Origin of the sequence: Listeria swaminathanii, from assembly GCF_014229645.1 — a bacterium.
Classification (GTDB): domain Bacteria; phylum Bacillota; class Bacilli; order Lactobacillales; family Listeriaceae; genus Listeria; species Listeria swaminathanii.
The window spans coordinates 80804-99331 of the sequence record NZ_JAATOD010000002.1; the positions used below are offsets into that span (position 1 = coordinate 80804).

20 protein-coding genes are annotated in these 18528 nt (G+C 40.3%); 4 read left to right on the forward strand and 16 right to left on the reverse strand.

The window, feature by feature from the left end; all coding sequences use genetic code 11:
• Positions 1–16: 16 nt before the first annotated feature.
• From deoD to HCX62_RS07590, 8 genes are all read right to left on the reverse strand, one after another.
• Positions 17–718, reverse strand: coding sequence for a purine-nucleoside phosphorylase (deoD, locus tag HCX62_RS07555; protein WP_185638172.1), 702 nt, complete (start codon positions 716–718; stop codon positions 17–19).
• 11 nt (positions 719–729) lie between these two features.
• Entirely contained in the window at positions 730–963 is a 234-nt protein-coding gene (locus HCX62_RS07560) for a YozE family protein (protein WP_003720177.1), read from the reverse strand.
• Between the two features lie 62 nt (positions 964–1025).
• Complete coding sequence (locus tag HCX62_RS07565; protein WP_185638174.1) at positions 1026–1931, reverse strand: Gfo/Idh/MocA family protein; 906 nt, start codon at positions 1929–1931, stop codon at positions 1026–1028.
• A gap of 82 nt (positions 1932–2013) precedes the next feature.
• Complete coding sequence (gene msrB, locus HCX62_RS07570) at positions 2014–2451, reverse strand: peptide-methionine (R)-S-oxide reductase MsrB (RefSeq protein WP_185638176.1); 438 nt, start codon at positions 2449–2451, stop codon at positions 2014–2016.
• 6 nt (positions 2452–2457) lie between these two features.
• Entirely contained in the window at positions 2458–2991 is a 534-nt protein-coding gene (msrA, locus tag HCX62_RS07575; RefSeq protein ID WP_185638178.1) for a peptide-methionine (S)-S-oxide reductase MsrA, read from the reverse strand.
• 35 nt (positions 2992–3026) lie between these two features.
• The gene (locus HCX62_RS07580) at positions 3027–3641 is read right to left on the reverse strand and encodes a YpmS family protein (RefSeq protein WP_185638181.1); all 615 of its coding nucleotides are present in this window, start codon (positions 3639–3641) and stop codon (positions 3027–3029) included.
• Positions 3642–3656: 15 nt separating this feature from the next.
• The gene (locus HCX62_RS07585; protein WP_185638183.1) at positions 3657–4442 is read right to left on the reverse strand and encodes an SGNH/GDSL hydrolase family protein; all 786 of its coding nucleotides are present in this window, start codon (positions 4440–4442) and stop codon (positions 3657–3659) included.
• Between the two features lie 14 nt (positions 4443–4456).
• A complete protein-coding gene (locus HCX62_RS07590) occupies positions 4457–5296 on the reverse strand; it encodes a DegV family protein (protein ID WP_185569220.1) in 840 nt (279 codons plus the stop codon).
• Between the two features lie 179 nt (positions 5297–5475).
• Between HCX62_RS07590 and trhA the strand changes: the two genes are divergently transcribed.
• The 4 genes from trhA to ppdK all read left to right on the forward strand — a co-directional run bounded on the left by trhA (position 5476) and on the right by ppdK (position 10329).
• The gene (trhA, locus tag HCX62_RS07595; protein ID WP_185638185.1) at positions 5476–6108 is read left to right on the forward strand and encodes a PAQR family membrane homeostasis protein TrhA; all 633 of its coding nucleotides are present in this window, start codon (positions 5476–5478) and stop codon (positions 6106–6108) included.
• 120 nt (positions 6109–6228) lie between these two features.
• Positions 6229–6846 carry a transcriptional regulator CcpN gene (ccpN, locus tag HCX62_RS07600; RefSeq protein WP_185638187.1) on the forward strand — a complete coding sequence of 206 codons (618 nt, stop codon included), beginning with the start codon at positions 6229–6231 and terminating at the stop codon, positions 6844–6846.
• A 12-nt stretch (positions 6847–6858) separates the two neighbouring features.
• Positions 6859–7671 (forward strand): pyruvate, water dikinase regulatory protein, encoded by an 813-nt coding sequence (locus HCX62_RS07605; RefSeq protein WP_185638189.1) that lies wholly within the window; start codon positions 6859–6861, stop codon positions 7669–7671.
• An 18-nt stretch (positions 7672–7689) separates the two neighbouring features.
• Positions 7690–10329 (forward strand): pyruvate, phosphate dikinase, encoded by a 2640-nt coding sequence (ppdK, locus tag HCX62_RS07610; protein ID WP_185638190.1) that lies wholly within the window; start codon positions 7690–7692, stop codon positions 10327–10329.
• 42 nt (positions 10330–10371) lie between these two features.
• On the opposite strand, the gene HCX62_RS07615 is transcribed toward ppdK, so the two are convergent.
• The 8 genes from HCX62_RS07615 to HCX62_RS07650 all read right to left on the reverse strand — a co-directional run bounded on the left by HCX62_RS07615 (position 10372) and on the right by HCX62_RS07650 (position 18446).
• On the reverse strand, positions 10372–10749 hold the full coding sequence (locus HCX62_RS07615; protein ID WP_185638192.1) for a VOC family protein: 378 nt from the start codon (positions 10747–10749) through the stop codon (positions 10372–10374).
• Positions 10750–10752: 3 nt separating this feature from the next.
• Positions 10753–11736 (reverse strand): aromatic acid exporter family protein, encoded by a 984-nt coding sequence (locus HCX62_RS07620; protein WP_185638194.1) that lies wholly within the window; start codon positions 11734–11736, stop codon positions 10753–10755.
• A 93-nt stretch (positions 11737–11829) separates the two neighbouring features.
• Positions 11830–12453, reverse strand: coding sequence for a DedA family protein (locus tag HCX62_RS07625; protein WP_185638196.1), 624 nt, complete (start codon positions 12451–12453; stop codon positions 11830–11832).
• A 137-nt stretch (positions 12454–12590) separates the two neighbouring features.
• Positions 12591–14102 carry a phosphohexomutase domain-containing protein gene (locus tag HCX62_RS07630; RefSeq protein WP_185638198.1) on the reverse strand — a complete coding sequence of 504 codons (1512 nt, stop codon included), beginning with the start codon at positions 14100–14102 and terminating at the stop codon, positions 12591–12593.
• A 68-nt stretch (positions 14103–14170) separates the two neighbouring features.
• A complete protein-coding gene (locus tag HCX62_RS07635; protein ID WP_185638200.1) occupies positions 14171–15046 on the reverse strand; it encodes a putative RNA methyltransferase in 876 nt (291 codons plus the stop codon).
• A gap of 52 nt (positions 15047–15098) precedes the next feature.
• Entirely contained in the window at positions 15099–15581 is a 483-nt protein-coding gene (locus HCX62_RS07640) for a dihydrofolate reductase (RefSeq protein WP_185502048.1), read from the reverse strand.
• A 15-nt stretch (positions 15582–15596) separates the two neighbouring features.
• Complete coding sequence (locus HCX62_RS07645) at positions 15597–16541, reverse strand: thymidylate synthase (protein ID WP_185638203.1); 945 nt, start codon at positions 16539–16541, stop codon at positions 15597–15599.
• A gap of 12 nt (positions 16542–16553) precedes the next feature.
• Positions 16554–18446, reverse strand: coding sequence for an ABC-F family ATP-binding cassette domain-containing protein (locus HCX62_RS07650; protein ID WP_185638205.1), 1893 nt, complete (start codon positions 18444–18446; stop codon positions 16554–16556).
• Between the last annotated feature and the right edge of the window lie 82 nt (positions 18447–18528).

The following is an 18528-nucleotide window of genomic DNA, read 5'->3' on the forward strand; positions in this document are numbered from 1 at the left end:
AAGTTAGTAATTAAAATTATTTTATGGCAGCTTCTAACGCCACAACAATCATATCATTAAAAGTAGTTTGGCGCTCTTCTGCCGATGTTTCTTCCCCAGTAAAAATGTGGTCACTTACTGTTAAAATAGCTAACGCGCGACGACCATATTTTTGCGCTAACGTATAAAGTGCGGCTGCCTCCATTTCGATTCCAAGTACCCCGTAGTCAGCTAATTGTTGCTTATCCAGTTGGTCATTATAAAAACGATCCGCAGAAAACACATTGCCGACTTTAATTGATAATCCTTTTTCGATACCTGCATCATAGGCTTTCTTCAGAAGAGAAAAATCTGCAACTGGCGCAAAATCTACTCCTGCAAAAGTGTTACGATTTATTTGTGAGTCTGTGGAAGCTGCTTGCGCGATAACAACATCGCGTACTTTTACGTCTGCTTGAATCCCGCCCATTGTACCAACGCGAATCAAGTTTTTCACATCATAGCTTTGAATTAATTCATTTACATAAATCGAAATTGATGGAATGCCCATCCCAGTTCCCATTACAGAAACTTTTTCGCCTTTATATGTACCAGTAAATCCTAGCATTCCACGCACTTGGTTGAATAACACGACATCTTCCAAGAATGTTTCCGCAATGTACTTCGCTCTTAACGGATCTCCTGGTAATAAAATAGTTTCTGCAATTTCCCCTTGTTTTGCTTCGATATGTACGCTCATCTTTTTTCCTCCTAGTGTTTGTTTTTCTCTTCATCTAGCAAATAAGCATCCCAAAGCTCATCGAAAATAGACATTCCCGGCAAATATGGCGCGTTAAACTCCAGATAATCACAAAGAATATGATAATTTCTCGTTTGCTTTGGAAAACTATGATCTCGGTATGCATTGTTGGCAAATTCCGTTTTCTGATCTGTTAGTTTCGGGTCCCGATATGTCATTAAAAAATGATAAAATGATCTTCCCAACGTACAACACACTCCGCTCTTTTTATGCTTTAACTATAGTTGATTTCCTGAAAAAAATAAAGTTAATTTTCTAGTTTAGTTAGAATTTCTTCTGCAAGTCGATGCGTCTCCAGTGCATCTTCCTTAGAAATTGGTGCTTTCTCGCCATTTCGCACAGCCGTTAAAAAGGCTTGGATAATCGAAACAAATCCTCTTTTATATAGCGTTGTTTCCCAGTCGCCAAAACGTTCAAATCGTTCTGTCGTGCCTTCATAAATATGGGTTTCTGTAACATTTTCCACTTCATATTTAGCGCTCGGTGTCATCACTGCTAAGCGTTCTTCATTCACGCCACTATCGCGATTCATGATAGCAGTCGCCACTTTACCTCCTGCTGTAATTTGCACAGTGACACTTGCCAGAAGTTCCTCTTGCCAAACTGGGAAAACAGTTAATTGCTCTATTTTAGCGTCTAATAAAAAGCGGACTGTATCAAGGACATGAATAAAATCATCGTAAATAAATGTACGAGCCTCGCCCGGTTGCGCCGCGCGATTCTTTTGCATAATAATCATATTCGTCTCTGTTAGTGCTTTTAATTCTTGATATTTCGGTGCGTAACGACGGTTAAAACCAGTCATCAACAGCGTGTCTTGTTCTTCTGCTAGGCGCGTTAATTCCTCTACTTCCGGTAAATTATCCGCAATTGGCTTATCCACATATACTGGAATATGATGCGCTAAAAAAGTTCGGATGACTTCCGGATGACTTGCTGTCGACGAATGAACAAATGCCGCATTGACACCCGACTCAATCATCGAGTGAATACTTTGGTGATAATGATCAAAACGATATTTCTCACTTAAATGCTTCAACTTCTGCGCATCCCTCGTATACAGATGCACCTCGATATTTTCCATTTCAGCAAAAACTGGCAAATATGCTTTTTGCGCGATGCCGCCAAGACCTACTACTGCTACTTTTAACATGTGTATCGCTCCTTTTCATAACAATGCCAGAGAATGATTTCGCGATATTATTCTACGCATTTCATTTTCTGGCATCATTTGTTTATTCAAAGATTCTTTTATATGCTTGGTAGCCTTCTTCTTCCAACTTATCCACAGGAATGAATCTAAGCGCTGCAGAATTAATACAGTAGCGAAGTCCACCTTTGTCTTGTGGTCCATCCGGAAAAACATGCCCTAAATGTGAATCAGCATCAGCGGACTTCACTTCCGTCCGAATCATGCCGTGAGTCAAATCTCGATGTTCGATAACTTCTGTTTCATCGATTGGCTTAGTAAAACTCGGCCAACCGCAGCCAGCATCGTACTGATCATTGGATGAAAATAACGGCTTTCCTGAAACAATATCTACATAAATGCCTTTCGCCCCATTATCATAAAATTCATTTTGAAATGGGCGTTCGGTACCCGCTTTTTGGGTCACATTATATTGTATATCTGTAAGTTGTTTAAGACGCTCGTTCTTTTTACTTTCATCCATTTGATTTCACCCTTTCCAGTTGGCATCTATGAATGCAGCACGACCTGAAGCAACTTGATAGCCTTCATAGTGCGCTTTTTCTTTTTTGTAGAAATCTTGGTGATATTCTTCTGCTGGATAAAATGTTTCTGCTTTGGCAATTTCTGTCACAATTGGCTTTTTAAATCTGCCGCTTGCATCAAGTGCCGCTTTCGATTTTTCAGCGATTTCCTTTTGTTCTTCATTGTGGTAGAAAATAACTGGGCGGTACGAATCGCCGCGGTCGACAAATTGACCTGCTGCATCGGTTGGATCTGTTTGTTGCCAATATACTTCGACTAGTTTTTCATATGGAAAAACCGCCGGATCAAATGTGATTTGGATTGCTTCTGTATGTCCTGTTGTCCCGCTGCAAACTTCTTTATAGGTTGGATTAACCGTATGACCGCCTGTGTAACCCGAAACGACTTTTTCAATTCCTGGTTGCGTATCAAAAGGTTTTACCATACACCAAAAGCACCCTCCAGCAAATGTTGCTATTTCAAGTGATTCTTTTGTCATAAAAATGCCCCCTAACTAGGATTCAGCCAGCCAAATTACTTAACTGGTACTAAAAGTGTAAACGAAATATCGTCTTTCTTCAAATTTAGCGTATCGGCGCGTACTTTTGTATCGCCTTGGAGTTTTAATTTATCTAAAGATAGATAGATTTTTTCTTTTTTAGGGATGATTGTAACCCAATCAGGGAATTTGTAGTTTTTATTTACATAGTTCATTACGTAAGATACAGGTAACGGTAATGCGCCGGCTGACATATCTTTGAGTGTTAATTCTACGTTGCCATTGTCGACTACTTTTGGTGAGAATTTTAAGTGCAGTTCAACAGGTTCACCGAAAATTTTCGCTTCTGCAGTAAAGTTAACGTTATTTGCTAGAAAAACTTTATAGCCGATTTCCTGATCCTTACTAAAATCTTCTATATAAGAACTGATCAATTGGTTTAAATCTGCTTTTGTTGTACTCGTTTGAAATTCAACCGCCGATTTATTGCTAATAAGGGTTGGCGTTGGTTCTTCTTGCGGGCTAAGTTTGAAAACTGCCACATAAATCCAACCAGCGGAAATAAGGAGCAAAGTGATTAATGTGATACAAATCCATTTCCAGTAATTGGGTTTTGGTTTTTTGGGAGCCGATCGTGTTTCTCTCTGCACGATTTTAACACCTTTCTATTTGGGAATATTGCCTTCGTTTAATTGCTCTACGATGGCTTTGTCTAATTCAGCTGTCATTTTTTCATACCCTTTATGATTGGGATGGAAATAATCATCTGACAGGAGCGGATTAGGTTTGTCTTTACTTGTATCATCGCGGTCTTCTATCACTTTGGCAATTGGTACAAAATACGCGTTTTTGTCTTGGGCGATAGTTTTCTTAGACGCAGCATTCCAGTCTGTAATCACTTCATCAAATTGTTTAATATGACTGAAGTAAGTCGTATACGGATTATAAATGCCCATTAAGAAAATTGCCGCATCATCGTTGTAAGAGCGAATATCTTTAAGTAGCGTTTCTAGTTCTTGCTGAAATTCTTTATTAGCTTCTGTAAAATCATCCACATCAACTTTTAACAAACGCGATTGCAAAATAGCCATGACATCATTACCGCCAATGGTAATCGTGATAACATTCGCCTTTTTGACGTCTTCTTGAAATTTTTCGTTTGTTTTCAAGCGTTTTTCTAATTGACCTATCTTATTTCCAGATACGCCATAATTACTAGTTTTTACGCTTGCGACATCGGGGTCTTCTTCTAGTTTTTCTGGAATAATACCGACATAGCCGCCTGTTTTATTTTCATCACCGATGCCTTCTGTTAATGAATCGCCCATGGCAACTAAATTAATCGGGATTTCTTTTGATTCTTTATAATACTTGATACCAAAAACTGCGCCAACTAGAAGCGCGATAACGAGCACGCTTCCTGTTAGCCACAGCCATTTTTTCTTTGTCATATGCAATCACTCACTTAGTCAGTATAGTACATAAATGCAAACGCGCCTGTTCCAGCATGTGTGGAGATGACTGGGTCTGCAAAAAATAGTGGAATTTCTGTTAAACCGGTTATTTCTTTCGATTCCGCGATAAAATCATCTGCTAAATTCAGTCCATTCGCATGAACAACGTCTAGCTGTTGAATTTTTTTCGGCTCATCTTTAATTAAATTCAAGCAATATTGTAGCACTTTTTTGTTACTGCGGACTTTCGTTTCTTCTTCTAATTGTCCGTCTGTTAGTTTGGCAATTAATTTGATATTTAAAAGGCTGCCTAGGAATCCTTGCATCCGGCCAACACGACCACCTTTAATTAAATTATCGAGTGTTACGACAACGATATATAGTTTTGTTTTGTCGCGAATATCATTAATTTTGGCGTGAATTTCTTCAACGGAATAATCACCAGACTGTGCCATTTCAGCTGCTTTCAATACTTGGAATGCTTGTCCGCGCGCTGTGTAATCGCAGTCTACTACAGTAATATTTCCTTCCACCATGTCTGCTGCTTGGCGTGCTGCATTGACAGTACCACTAAGCTTTTCGGTTAAGTGGATAGAAAGGATTTCATACCCTTCTGCCGTATATTTTTCATAGGCTTCTACAAAAGAACCAATTGCTGGTTGGGAAGATTTAGGTAATTCTTTCGTTTCTGCCATTCGCACCATGAATTCTTCTGGTGTAATGTCTGTTTTCGGATTATAAATTTTTCCGTCGATTTCTACTGTTAAATATAAAATGTCAATATTCCATTTTGCTGCTTCTTCTAATGTTAGTCCAGCAGTTGAGTCTGTGATAATTTTTATTTTCCTCATATAGCCACATCCATTTTTGCTTATTTTAATCTTATTATAACATTCCCGGCGGTATACACAACCTATAAACTAGTTTTAAGAAAAGAGAAAGAATTGGTATTTGCCTTTCTATTCTTCATTTTTTATCGTATGATAGACCTATAATCCTCACAAAATCTGTAGAAAAGTATGGTGATAAAATGAATGTCACTTCTTATAATTGGAAAGAAGAACTAGCGAACGCCATTACACATGGGGTTGGATTTATTCTTAGTATTCCCGCGCTCGTCTTACTTATAATATTCGCCGCCGGGAAAGATAATCCTCTTTATTTAACGAGTTTTTTAATTTATGGCATTTCACTGATGTTGCTTTATATTTGTTCCACTTTGCTTCATAGCTTTAAACCTTGCAAGGCGCGAACTGTTTTTAATATTATGGATCATGCTGCAATTTACGTTTTAATTGCTGGTAGTTATACGCCGTTTGTTTTGATTACGATTCAAGGAACACTTGGATGGACATTATTCGGTGTAATCTGGGGGCTCGCGATTGCTGGGATTATTTATAAAATATTTATGACTGGTAAATTAAAATTGTTGTCGACAATCGTCTACTTACTGATGGGCTGGATGGTGATGTTTGCGATTAAGCCACTTTATGCCGGACTAACACCAACTGGCTTTTGGCTTCTTGCAACTGGTGGTATTATGTTTACCGTAGGCGCGATTTTTTACAGTATTCCACGTGTTCCTTATATGCACGCGATTTGGCATTTGTTTGTTATTGCGGGAACAGCTTTTATGTATTTCTGTATTTTATTTTATGTGTAAATAGTGCTTTTTAAACCTTCTCAAATTTGAGGAGGTTTTTTTTATATAGTATGACACAATTGGGGCTTGTTTTTAATTATGTCATACTATATAATGATTAGCATAACATAATTAAAGGATGTGATTCCCATCGAACTTTCTCCTAGACAACATCAGATTGTTGCCTATGTTCGCGCAAATGAGCCCGCCACTGGTGACTCTATCGCCGCCCATTTAAAACTAACACGAGCTACCATTCGAGCTGATTTATCAATTTTAACGATGACTGGAATTTTGGATGCGCGTCCTAAAGTCGGCTACTTCTACTCTGGCTTAGAAAATAATCCGATTCATTTTGATGAAATTCGTCAGTTAAAAGTAGCAGATATTATGACCCAACCATTTTTCGCAAAAAAAGAAACTAGTGTTTATGACGCGATTGTCATGCTATTCATGGAAGATATTGGTAGTTTATACGTTGTCGATGAAGAGCAATTGGTTGGACTCGTTTCGCGAAAAGATTTATTAAAAGGTGCTCTTGCTGATGCTGATACGAAAGCCACACCAATTGCGACAATTATGACGCGAATGCCAAACTTAGTTACGGTTACTAAAGATGACACCGTCTTGCACGCCGCGGAACAACTCGTATTCCACCAAATCGATTCGCTTCCCGTTCTTGAAAACGCCAAGGTTGTCGGAAAAATTTCCAAAACACGTATTACATCACTTTTTGTCGATACAATAAAAAAGGTTTAATAGGAGGAAAATATGGAAAATCCGGTTATTATATACGTTATCTCAGATGCTATCGGAGAAACAGCCCAACACATTATTCGCGCGGTGACAGCGCAGTTTTCGCTTACTAAGCCTGCCGATATTCGGCGCCATGCTTTTATCCGAGATGAAAACGCTTTAACGGAAACACTAGAGGAAGCAAAGGCCGCTGATGGCATTGTTGTTCAAACGCTCGTTCAATCCAAACTAGCCGAGTTTGCAACCGATTTTTGCGCTAAAAACAATATCCCGAATATCGATTTATTACATACATTAACTGCTGCCGTTGAAGCTAAAACCTGCTTAAAATCCAAACAAGATCCCGGCAACATGCGCCGACTTGATAGCAATTATTTTGATCGTATTGCCGCGATTGAATTCGCTGTAAAATATGATGATTGCAAAGATCCACGTGGCCTACTGGACGCTGATATCGTTCTCGTTGGCGTTTCCAGAACAAGTAAAACCCCACTAAGTAGCTACCTTGCCAATCAAAATTGGAAAGTCGCTAATGTGCCACTTGTTCCAGAAATCCCACTTCCAGAAGAACTGTTTCAAATTCCCAGCAAACGTATTATTGGCCTTACAACCACCCCGGAAAAACTGGCGCAAATTCGCAAAGTCCGTTTAAAATCCATTGGTTTAGATGAAGCAAGTAGTTATTCCAGCGAAAAACGCATTTTAGAAGAATTAGAATATGGTTATGATACGTTCAAAAAGCTTGGCTGCCAAGTAATCCATGTAGAAGACAAAGCAATTGAGGAAACTGCCGCATTAATCACGGAAATTATCACGAGTTACCATTAATTAGAAGAGGTGAATAAAGTGAGAAAATTTGTCTATCAGTTCAGTGAAGGTTCTAAAGAAATGAAAAATCTTTTAGGAGGAAAAGGGGCAAATTTGGCAGAAATGACGAATATCGGTTTGCCTGTTCCGCCTGGTTTTATTATCTCGACCGATGCTTGTAATGATTATACAGCTGGCAATAAACATCTATCCGACGACATTTTTGAAGAAGTCAAAATTCACTTGGCACAACTCGAAAAACAAACTGGGAAAATTTTTGGATTTGCGGAAAATCCACTACTCGTTTCGGTGCGTTCTGGCGCCCCATTTTCGATGCCCGGTATGATGGATACTGTCTTAAATCTTGGACTAAATGATCAGGCAGCTAACGGATTAGCCAATTTAACGGGTGACGCTCGTTCTGCTTTTGACTCTTACCGCCGCTTTATTCAAATGTTCGGCGATGTTGTTTTTGAAATTCCGAGCTATCAATTTGAGCAGGCACTTACTCGTATTAAAAAAGCGAATGATTACCATTTAGATACGGAACTAACTGCCGAAGATTTAAGTGAATTAATCGATGCGTATAAACGGATTTTCAGTCAAGCAACAGGACAAGATTTCCCGCAAAATCCACTGGAACAACTGCGACTAGCTATTATCGCTGTCTTTGATTCATGGATGAACCCTCGCGCAGTCATTTACCGCCGCTTACATGATATTGATGCAAGTTTTGGTACAGCTGTAAATATTCAAGCGATGGTTTTTGGGAACACTGGTGAAACAAGCGGAACTGGCATTACTTTTACACGGAATCCGTCAACTGGTGAAAAGACTGTATTTGGCGAATTTTTACTTAATGCACAAGGTGAAGATGTTGTTGCTGGCATTCGCACGCCTGAGCCAATTAGCGCACTGGAAGAAAGAATGCCTACTGTTTATAAAGAGCTCCTCCACACGTGCGAACTTCTTGAAAATCATTATTTAGACATGCAGGATATTGAATTTACGATTGAAAAAGGAAAGCTCTATGTCTTGCAAACTAGAAACGGCAAGCGGACTGCCAAAGCTGCTATTCAAACAGCGGTCGATTTTGTCCATGAAGGAAAAATTACGCGCGAAGAAGCAATAATGCGCATAGAAACGAAGCAGCTAAATCAATTACTTCACCCAGCCTTCCTTGAAAGCGCTCTTATAAATGGCCAAATAATCGCAACCGGTTTACCTGCAAGCCCCGGCGCAGCAACAGGCCAAATTTTCTTTGAAGCAAAAGAAGCTGTTCAAGCAAATGCGCATGGAATATCTGTCATTTTAGTTCGTAATGAAACTTCTCCTGAAGACATTGAAGGTATGGCGCGGAGCAATGCCATTTTAACGGCTCATGGTGGTATGACTTCTCATGCGGCTGTTGTTGCTCGCGGCATGGGAAAATGTTGTATCGCTGGATGCGCCGAATTAACTATTAATGAAAAAGAAAAAACAATCACGCTTGCGACTGGCGAAGTCCTTCATGAAGGTGACTTTCTTTCACTCGATGGTAGTACTGGCAATGTTTACCTTGGCGAAATTGCACTCACAGATGCTTCGATTGGCGGACATTTTGACGAACTAATGGCGTGGGCTGATGCGGAGAAAAAACTGACAATCCGCGTTAATGCCGATACACCGACGGACTTTAAAAAAGCCCTTTCGTTTGGCGCAGAAGGAATTGGCTTATGTCGTACCGAGCATATGTTTTTTGATGAAAAACGAATTCCTTTTATGCGACAAATGATTTTGGCAGAATCTTTACAAGAGCGCGAGTCCGTTTTAGCAACGTTAAAAGAAATGCAAAAAGCCGATTTCAGTGAATTATTCCGGATTGCCGCTGGGCGTGCGGTAAACATTCGCTTGCTTGATCCTCCGTTACATGAATTTTTGCCGAAAACAAGCCGTGAAATCGAGGAATTAGCGAGTGCGATGAATCGAACGGTTTCGCAAATTACGAAACGAATTCAAGCACTTGCGGAATCCAACCCTATGCTCGGTCATCGTGGGTGCCGCCTTGCAATCACCTTCCCGGAAATTTACCGGATGCAAGCGGAAGCAATTATGGAAAGCGCAGTGATTGTTCATGATGAAGGAATCGATGTTCATCCAGAAATCATGATTCCACTAATCGCGACAAAAAGTGAACTAAGCTATATTAAAGCAGAATTGAAGCAAGCGATTCATGCCATTTTTGATAAAGAACGAATGGTGCTTCCATATGATATTGGCACGATGATTGAAATTCCGCGTGCTTGCGTGACTGCGGACGAAATCGCCGAAGAAGCGCAATTTTTCAGCTTTGGCACCAATGATTTAACGCAGCTAACATATGGTTTTTCGCGCGATGATGCGACTAAATTCCTCGCTGATTATTATGAAAAAGACATTTTGCCGAAAGACCCATTTGTCACGATTGATAAGTCTGGTGTTGGTGCACTCGTTGAAATGGCGGTGACGCGTGGCCGAATGACTTCGGAACATTTAAAAATGGGCGTTTGCGGCGAACATGGTGGCGACCCAGAGTCTATCCAGTTCTTCCACCAATTAGGACTATCTTACGTATCCTGTTCCCCGTACCGCATTCCAATTGCGCGACTTGCAGCAGCTCAGGCAGCACTTGCAGAGAAACAATTAGTCCCTACTATTTAAAAAAATCCAGATGACAATCGCATCGACTGTCATCTGGATTTTTTATTTTTCGCAAATCGCAAAGTAATTTCCTTCATTGTCCGCAAAATTGAACACGCGCCCCATCGGTAAGTCAACTAACTCGCCAACGGTAATCCCTTTATTTTTATATTCCTCATACAGTTCTGCAAGATTGGTTCCAAACAGTAAAATCGATGGTGTCCCAAGATTCATATCAGGGTTCATTTCAGCGACTTTCTTTTTATTTTGAAGTACAAAAGTAGTCTCCATGCCTTTCGTTGGAGCAATTTCAATCCACTGAATTTCGCCGTTTACAATTTCTTCTGACACGACAACAAAATCTAGCTTCTCTACCCAAAAGTCTCTCACTGCCGCTTGGTCTTCCACATATAACATTACTTGGCCAATTTTATTAATCATCGTTTATCGCCCTCTCGTCATTTCTTTTTCCTTCAAACCGAACTCCGCATAGAAGTCCCGCTTCATTTCTAATAAATAGCGCAAATCATTCATAAACTGGAATAAAATCGCTCTATTCTCAAATTCTGCCCGTGTTTCTGGGAGCTTACTACTGCGAAACTCATGCACCATCGTTGTAATTTCCGCTACTAAATCCTCTGCTGTATTATGTTCATCTAGTGTTTGCGCCGTTTTTTCCGTAATTTCCGCCAGTGCCATGCTTTGCTCCGAAGAATGATCAAACGCGACTAAATGCCGTTTCATTTGCGTCAAAATCCGGTACTGCACGAGCCGCATGTCCACATACTGCGAATAATAATGAGACGAAGCAAAAAACTGGTTGTCCAAATTTCGCGCGGCTTTTTCTTGCGCATAGTCTAGTGTACCCTTTAATTGGTGTAATAAGCCAAATTCATCATGATATTCCGATTGATTTCGAAGTCCTTGCGTCATCTCCGTTAAAATTTGGCGCATAATCGCTTCGATTTTTTGTTGACTTCGTTTTATTTCGTCTTCCATTTTCGGCATGTATAAATTTAAAATAATTGCAATACCAGCGCCGACCGCCATGAGTAATAGTTCATTTTTAAACCAAAAGAATGATAATGATTGTTCTAATAAAATGTGTGATACGAGTACCGAGCTAACAACAATCCCGTCCGCCACGTGTAATTTAACAGCGAGGGGAATAAAAATAAGTAAATAAAGTCCAAAACTCACTGCATTATAGCCGATTAGCATGAAAAATACGGCTGCAATCGAGAGCGCCAAAACGGTCGAATAAACCCGCTGAACGGCTAATTGTAAAGACCCCTTTTTCGTATTTTGTACACTTAAAATCGCGATAATCCCCGCCGAAACTGCATACTCCAAATGTAGCCATTCCGCTAAAATAATCGCTAGTGTCGCTGCAATCGCGGTTTTCACCGTTCGCATTCCAATCCGCATATGTCCCGTCCCCTTTCTATGTCCAACTTATCATAGCACGAAAGCGAAAATCGCAAAAGAAAAACCTTGAAGATTACTCCCCAAGGTCCCACATTATTCTTCATCTAGTGTTTTTTTGAAACGTGCCCGGAAAAAGAACCCTAGCCCAACAACAACAAGTATCGCAATGACACTATAAATAATTGTCGAAAAACTATCCATGAAAACAATAATTTCATTCCATGACTCACCTAGCATCGCGCCAAGCCCAATTAAAACCGTGTTCCAAAGCAAGCTTCCCGCAGTCGTTAGGACTAAAAAACGCGACATTTTCATCTTCGTCATCCCAGCTGGAATTGAAATCAAGCTTCGTATCAACGGAATCATCCGACATAAAAATACCGCCCAACTGCCATATTTCAAAAAGAAACTTTCTGCGCGTTCAATATCCGACTCCTTCAGTCGCAAAATCCGACCATACTTTAATACAATTTTTGTCAGCCGTTCCTTACCAAAATACGAGGCCACTTTATAAAGTAAAATAGCGCCAACGACCGACCCAAGTGTTGCTACAATAATCACCATCACTACATTTAGCGATGAAACTGTCGTCATAAATCCACCAAAAGTTAAGATAATCTCAGAGGGAATCGGCGGAAACAAGTTCTCAACCATAATCAATACAAAAATACCAATATAGCCAAAATCAGCCATAATACTTGTAATCCAAGTTTCCAAAAAACACACTCCTGTACTTTATTTCCCTTTTAAAGTAAGTGCTTGCTTTTTTAAGTGTACTATACTATCCTAATATTTTCAATGAATTTGCTAGAAAAAAGAACTTGGCAGCTGTTACCTACCAAGTTCTCAAATATTTATATACTTAAATCAGCCTTGTTCGCAAAAAATCCCGCTAAACGATTTTTCACTTTTTGGATACCACCAGCTTCATCACTCTCTAAATTCATCGGCATTACCGGTTCATGAAGGCTCATTCGCAGCAAGAACCATCCTTCGCCAAGCTCACCACTCGTATTCACGCGAATGCCTTCCTGGTTAACAGGCTCAATTTCCATATCCGCATCTGCTTCCACAAACGCCTGAAAATCAGCCAATACTTCTTTTCCATAAGCTTTAAAATCTGGTGCTGTAATGCTTAAACGAATTTCTTCGCTTTCTGCTGGTTCTTTTAAGTCGGCAATTAAGTCCGGCAAATCTTGGCCATTTTTACGTAAAGTCGCATAGGTCATTAAAATTTTGGCGATTAAGTAGGCGCCATCATCTAAGAAATAATTTTCTTTTAATGCGGCATGTCCACTTACTTCAATCGCGATTTCAGACGCTGTTCCACTAGCATTAAGTCGCAGCGCTTCATTGATAACGTTACGATAACCACGTTTAAAACGATGCTGCTTGCCACCTTTCGCTTCAATAAACGCTTGTAAATGACCGGATGTTGTCGAGTCAGTCACAATCGTCGTCCCAGGTTTTTCTTCTAGAATAATGCTCGAGATAACAGCAATAAGTGGATTGCGGTTTAAGCTTTCGCCGTTTTTATCCATAATCGCCGCACGATCCACATCCGTATCAAAAATCACGCCTAAATCCGCCCCACTAGCCAGCACCGCTTTTTTCAAACTAGCCATCGCTTCCTCGTTGTCAGGATTCGGAATATGATTCGGGAAATTTCCATCCGGCTCTAAAAACTGACTACCAGAAATATCTGCGCCAAGCTCTGCCAATACTTTTTCAGCAAAGAAGCCGCCTGCGCCATTACCAGCATCAACAATGATATGGCTTCCTTGTAACGGTTTCATTTTATCAGCCGCATCCGTAATTCCCGCTCTAATTTTATCTGTTAAATCTGCTGCATATGTAGAAAGTAAGTCTTGTTTGGTCACTTTACCAGTGTTTCCGCCGTTTTCAATGAAAGATTTATCTGCGTGGGCCACAATGTAATCAATATCCTCGTGTTCCGCACCGCCAGATTTGGTAAATAATTTTAACCCATTATACATAAAAGGTAAGTGGCTCGCTGTAATCATAATGCCGGCATCGCAGTTGTAGTCCTCATATTGAGTCGCCATAAACATGGCTGGCGTTGTTGCAAGCCCAACATCCACTACATCCAGTCCCGCAAAAGTAAGACCTTTTACGAGTGCCGCTTTTAATCGTTCAGCTGAAAGTCTGCTATCATGGCCAATTGCCACTTTTGCCTGACCTTCCACTTTTTTCTCCTCTTTTAGCCATTTCGCAAAGCCATAAGCAATCTTTTCTACACGTTCGTCTGTTAGCGTAATCTGATATTTTTCCGTAGCAATAGCTATTCCACGTATGTCTGATCCGTTTTGCAGTGCTTCTAACGCTTTCGTTTCTGATTGATTCATGTCATTCCTCCAGCTTCTGTATTTTTCCCCTTCATTATAGCTTATATTGCGCATAATTCACATAGTAATTAGGAAAGATTTGTTTTTTTCGCAATGATTATTTGCAAATCGACCGTTAGTTCTTCTGGTGGGTTTCCCAGTAATTCACTTTTTTTATTCGCTTCAATATGCCATCCAAGTGGGGTCATTTCTAGAAAATCGGCAAATAAATCTTTTGCAATTGGCGCTTTATATGTGATTCGCTCGACATGTTCCACCGTTAATTTTTCTGCCAGCCGTGATGTGACCGATTCATTCGAATAACTGCTCTTCTCATCCACATAAATAAATTCCCGCAATTCCCGTAAATAATTCGCCTCAGGAACTACTTTTAGCAAAAAACCATCCGTTTGGAGTAGTCGTTTAAACTCTTCATAATTCGAAGGTGATAAAATATTTAAAATGGCATCTGCTGTCTCTTTTTGATTCGGACAATTGGCTAAATCAGCCACGGTCCAAACAATTCCCGGATAATCCCGTGCAGCCTGTTTGACGCCTTCTTTAGCAATATCGAGTCCAACAGCTTGCACGTCGCAATCCGTTGCTTGAAGCTGCTCTACAACTCGCGCTAAATGACTTCCCTCACCGCAACCTGCATCGTATATCACAATCTGCTCTTTTTTCGTCTCAGCAATGATTTCTGTAACCCGTTCGATTAACTTTCCAAAAAAGCCACTAGCAATAATTTTCTTTCGTGACTCAAATAAAGCTTGATCGTATTTTGTTTTATGCGCTTGCTTCAACAAATGTAAATAGCCAGGCTTGGCGATATCAAAAGCATGACGTTCTGAGCATACAAATGAACGCGGCTCACTAAATTCGAACGCACTACCGCAAATCGGGCAAGCAAGAAGCGCAATACTCTCTTCCATAGCGCGTTTATTTATCTCCATTTTTGATAACAATTAATCTTCACTCCACTCGAAAAACGTTGCCCGCAATCAGGCAACGTTTCTACTAATTTCTTTCATACGTATAAAAAGTGTAATTGTACTTGTTTTTTTCATCTTTTTCATGGGGTTCTTTCGCAACTTCCGAAAAATTCTCCCAGTCTACTTCAGGAAAGGCCGTATCTGCATCAAATTCCGCATCAATTTTTGTGACAATCAATTGATCCGCCACATCCATAAATAAGCGATAAATTTCCGCACCACCAGCGATATAAATCGGTTCCCCCGTCTTAGCAAGCGCCAAAACCTCATCGCGCGAATGCAAGATTTCCGCATCGTCTAACTGCAATTCTTTATCCCGCGTTAATACGATGGTCTTTCTATTCGGCAATGCTTTCCCCAAAGATTCATAGGTTTTGCGTCCCATAACAAGCGTTTTCCCAGTCGTCGTTTTTTTGAAAAACTGCAAATCGCCCGGTAAGTGCCACGGCATTTTGTTATCTTTACCGATGTTGCCAGCGCGGTCTTGTGCCCAAACAAAAATTATCATCCAAGAAAACCTCCCTTATACTGAAATTGGTGCTTTAATCGCTGGATCCGGATTATAGCCATCAAGTGAAATATCCGCGACATCAAAATCAAAAATCGTTGCCGGTTTATCTGAAAGCACTAATTTTGGAAGTGCATGCGGTGTTCTCGATAACTGCTCTTTTACTTGTTCGATATGATTATTATAAAGATGCGCATCACCCATTGTGTGGATAAACTCCCCTACATCAAGCCCCACTTCACGGGCAATAAGATGTGTCAGAAGTGCATAACTCGCAATATTAAACGGTACGCCTAAGAAAATATCCGCACTGCGTTGATACAGTTGGCACGATAATTTCCCATCCGCCACATAAAATTGGAACAACGAATGACATGGCGGCAAAGCCATATTCGGAATATCTTCCGGGTTCCAAGCAGACACAATCAATCGGCGCGAGTTCGGGTTCGTTTTAATCATTTCAATCAAATCAGCTAACTGATCAATTGTTTCCCCTTGCGAAGTTTTCCATTCGCGCCACTGTTTGCCGTAAATATTCCCTAGTTCACCGTATTTATTCGCAAATGCTTCATCCTCTAAAATACGCTTTTTAAATTGTGCCATTTCCGCTTGATATACTTCTTTGAATGCCGGATCACTTTCTGCTCTCAGTCCAAAATCCGTCATATCTTCGCCTTTGTACTCAGCGCTTTTCACAAAACGCTCAAAAGCCCATTCATTCCAAATATTATTATTATGCTGTAAAAGGTAGCGAATATTCGTATCTCCATGTAAAAACCATAGCAGTTCACTTACTACAAGTTTAAATGGTACACGTTTTGTTGTCATAATCGGAAAGCCCTCTTGTAAATCAAAACGCATTTGATAACCAAATGTGCTGATTGTTCCAGTTCCAGTGCGATCCCCTTTTTGTGTTCCATTCTCTAAAACGTACTTTTCTAAATCCAAATATTGTTTCATCGTTCGCACTCCTTATTCCGCATATTGTGATAAAAATTCCCAGCGTTCCATCATTTGTTCCAATTCTTTTTCTTTCGCTGTAATGAGTCCGCTAATTTCTGCTGCTTTGGTAAAGTCTGCTCCGGTTTGTTCCAATGTTTCGTTTAGCGACTCAATCGTTTGTTCTAATTCGCTAATCGCATCTTCAATTCCGTCCCACTCCAGTTGTTCTTGGTAGGTTAGTTTGACTTTCTCTTTTTTCTCAGGTGCTGACTTTCCGACCGAAGTATTCGCCATTTTTTTCATTGATTTCGCTGGTTTTCCTTTGGCCTCAAGTTCTTTCAAATAATCACTATATTCTCCGTAGAAAATTTCTACTTCCCCAATCGCCCGGAAAACGAGCAATTTATTCACAACTTTGTCAAGGAAATATCTATCATGGCTGACCGTAATGACCGTGCCGTTGAATGATTCTAAATAATCTTCTAAAACGGTTAATGTTTGCGTATCTAAGTCATTGGTCGGCTCATCTAGTAGCAATACATTAGGACGTTCCATCAAAATGCGCAGTAAGAATAATCGGCGTTTTTCCCCACCAGATAAGCTACCAATTTTCTTCCCGTGTGAATTAGGTGGGAATAAAAATCGTTCTAGCATCGCGCTCACGCTAATTACTTCGCCGCCGGATGTCGTTACTTGCTCGCCTGCTTCTTGCAAATAAGCAATCATTCGCATATCCGGGTCCATTTCTTCATTTTGTTGCGTATAATAACCGATTTGTACCGTTTGTCCAGTAAGCACTTCGCCGGCATCAGGTGCTAGTTTCCCAGCTAACATGTTCAGTAAAGTTGATTTACCAGTTCCGTTATTCCCTGTAATACCAAGGCGTTCTCCCGGTTGGATAATCAAACTAAAATCTTGTAATACTTGTTTTTCATCAAAGCGTTTTTCTAAGTTTTTCAGTTCGAAAACATCTTTTCCGAGACGGCTAGTGACAAAATCAATCGCCAATTCCGAGTCATCCACTTTTGTTTTCACTTTTTTCTCTAAATCATGGAAACGGTCTTGTCTGGCATTTTGTTTCGTTGCCCGACCTTGTGGACCGCGGCGCATCCATGCCAGTTCTTTTCGGTACAAGTTTTTATTTTTCTCGGATTCACGTACTTCATTTTCCATCCGAATTGCCTTAGATTCCATGAATTTCTCGTAGTTCCCAACATAGCGATAAGCCGAACCGCGGTCTAGTTCCACCATATGGTTCGTTACACGGTCAAGGAAATAACGATCATGGGTAACGAGCAAGACAGCGCCTTTAAAGCGATTTAAGTATTCTTCTAACCAGCGAATCGACTGAAAATCCAAATGGTTGGTAGGCTCATCCAAAATAAGCAAATCTGGTGTCTCGATTAAAACTTGCGCCAAACCAACCCGTTTTCGTTGTCCACCAGAAAGCGCGCTTATTTTCGCTGTTAGATCCGTAATGCCAAGTCTTTCCAAAATCGTTTTCGCTTCTGTGTTCATATCCCAAGCCGCACTAGCATCCATTTCCTGGCTAGCCGCCGTATAAGCATCGTGTAATTTGGTGTTTTCAGAGTCAAGCGACATCGCCAGCAAGACTTCTTCATACTTACGCATAGCTCGAAGCGCCGCAGTATCCCCGTCAAAAACAGCCGCGAGAACTGTATCCTCTTCATTAAACGCAGGATCTTGCGCCAAATAACCAATCGTATAATCTTTTGCTTTCGTAACTGTACCTTTATCCCCAGATTCACTTCCAGAAATAATTTGCAATAACGTCGATTTCCCGGTACCATTTACACCGATTAAACCAATACGTTCGCCCTCTGTTATCGTTAGCGAGATATTTTCAAACAGGCTTTTTTCACCATATGTTTTTGTTAAATTTTCCACTTTTAATTGTTTCATTTAGTCCCATCCATTTCCTGTTCGTCCTTATCTATTCTAGCTGAAAACATAGAACATATCAATTGCTTAAATTGAAAAAAGT

What these genes read in the sequence shown, in the direction of transcription:
- HCX62_RS07620 (WP_185638194.1), bottom strand. Translation starts at nt 11,736, where the DNA reads ATGCGGATTGGAATGCGAACGGTGAAAACCGCGATTGCAGCGACACTA.
- HCX62_RS07650 (WP_185638205.1), bottom strand. Translation starts at nt 18,446, where the DNA reads ATGAAACAATTAAAAGTGGAAAATTTAACAAAAACATATGGTGAAAAA.
- HCX62_RS07640 (WP_185502048.1), bottom strand. Translation starts at nt 15,581, where the DNA reads ATGATAATTTTTGTTTGGGCACAAGACCGCGCTGGCAACATCGGTAAA.
- msrB (WP_185638176.1), bottom strand. Translation starts at nt 2,451, where the DNA reads ATGGATGAAAGTAAAAAGAACGAGCGTCTTAAACAACTTACAGATATA.
- HCX62_RS07565 (WP_185638174.1), bottom strand. Translation starts at nt 1,931, where the DNA reads ATGTTAAAAGTAGCAGTAGTAGGTCTTGGCGGCATCGCGCAAAAAGCA.
- msrA (WP_185638178.1), bottom strand. Translation starts at nt 2,991, where the DNA reads ATGACAAAAGAATCACTTGAAATAGCAACATTTGCTGGAGGGTGCTTT.
- deoD (WP_185638172.1), bottom strand. Translation starts at nt 718, where the DNA reads ATGAGCGTACATATCGAAGCAAAACAAGGGGAAATTGCAGAAACTATT.
- HCX62_RS07630 (WP_185638198.1), bottom strand. Translation starts at nt 14,102, where the DNA reads ATGAATCAATCAGAAACGAAAGCGTTAGAAGCACTGCAAAACGGATCA.
- trhA (WP_185638185.1), top strand. Translation starts at nt 5,476, where the DNA reads ATGAATGTCACTTCTTATAATTGGAAAGAAGAACTAGCGAACGCCATT.
- HCX62_RS07590 (WP_185569220.1), bottom strand. Translation starts at nt 5,296, where the DNA reads ATGAGGAAAATAAAAATTATCACAGACTCAACTGCTGGACTAACATTA.
- HCX62_RS07585 (WP_185638183.1), bottom strand. Translation starts at nt 4,442, where the DNA reads ATGACAAAGAAAAAATGGCTGTGGCTAACAGGAAGCGTGCTCGTTATC.
- HCX62_RS07615 (WP_185638192.1), bottom strand. Translation starts at nt 10,749, where the DNA reads ATGATTAATAAAATTGGCCAAGTAATGTTATATGTGGAAGACCAAGCG.
- HCX62_RS07605 (WP_185638189.1), top strand. Translation starts at nt 6,859, where the DNA reads ATGGAAAATCCGGTTATTATATACGTTATCTCAGATGCTATCGGAGAA.
- HCX62_RS07645 (WP_185638203.1), bottom strand. Translation starts at nt 16,541, where the DNA reads ATGAAACAATATTTGGATTTAGAAAAGTACGTTTTAGAGAATGGAACA.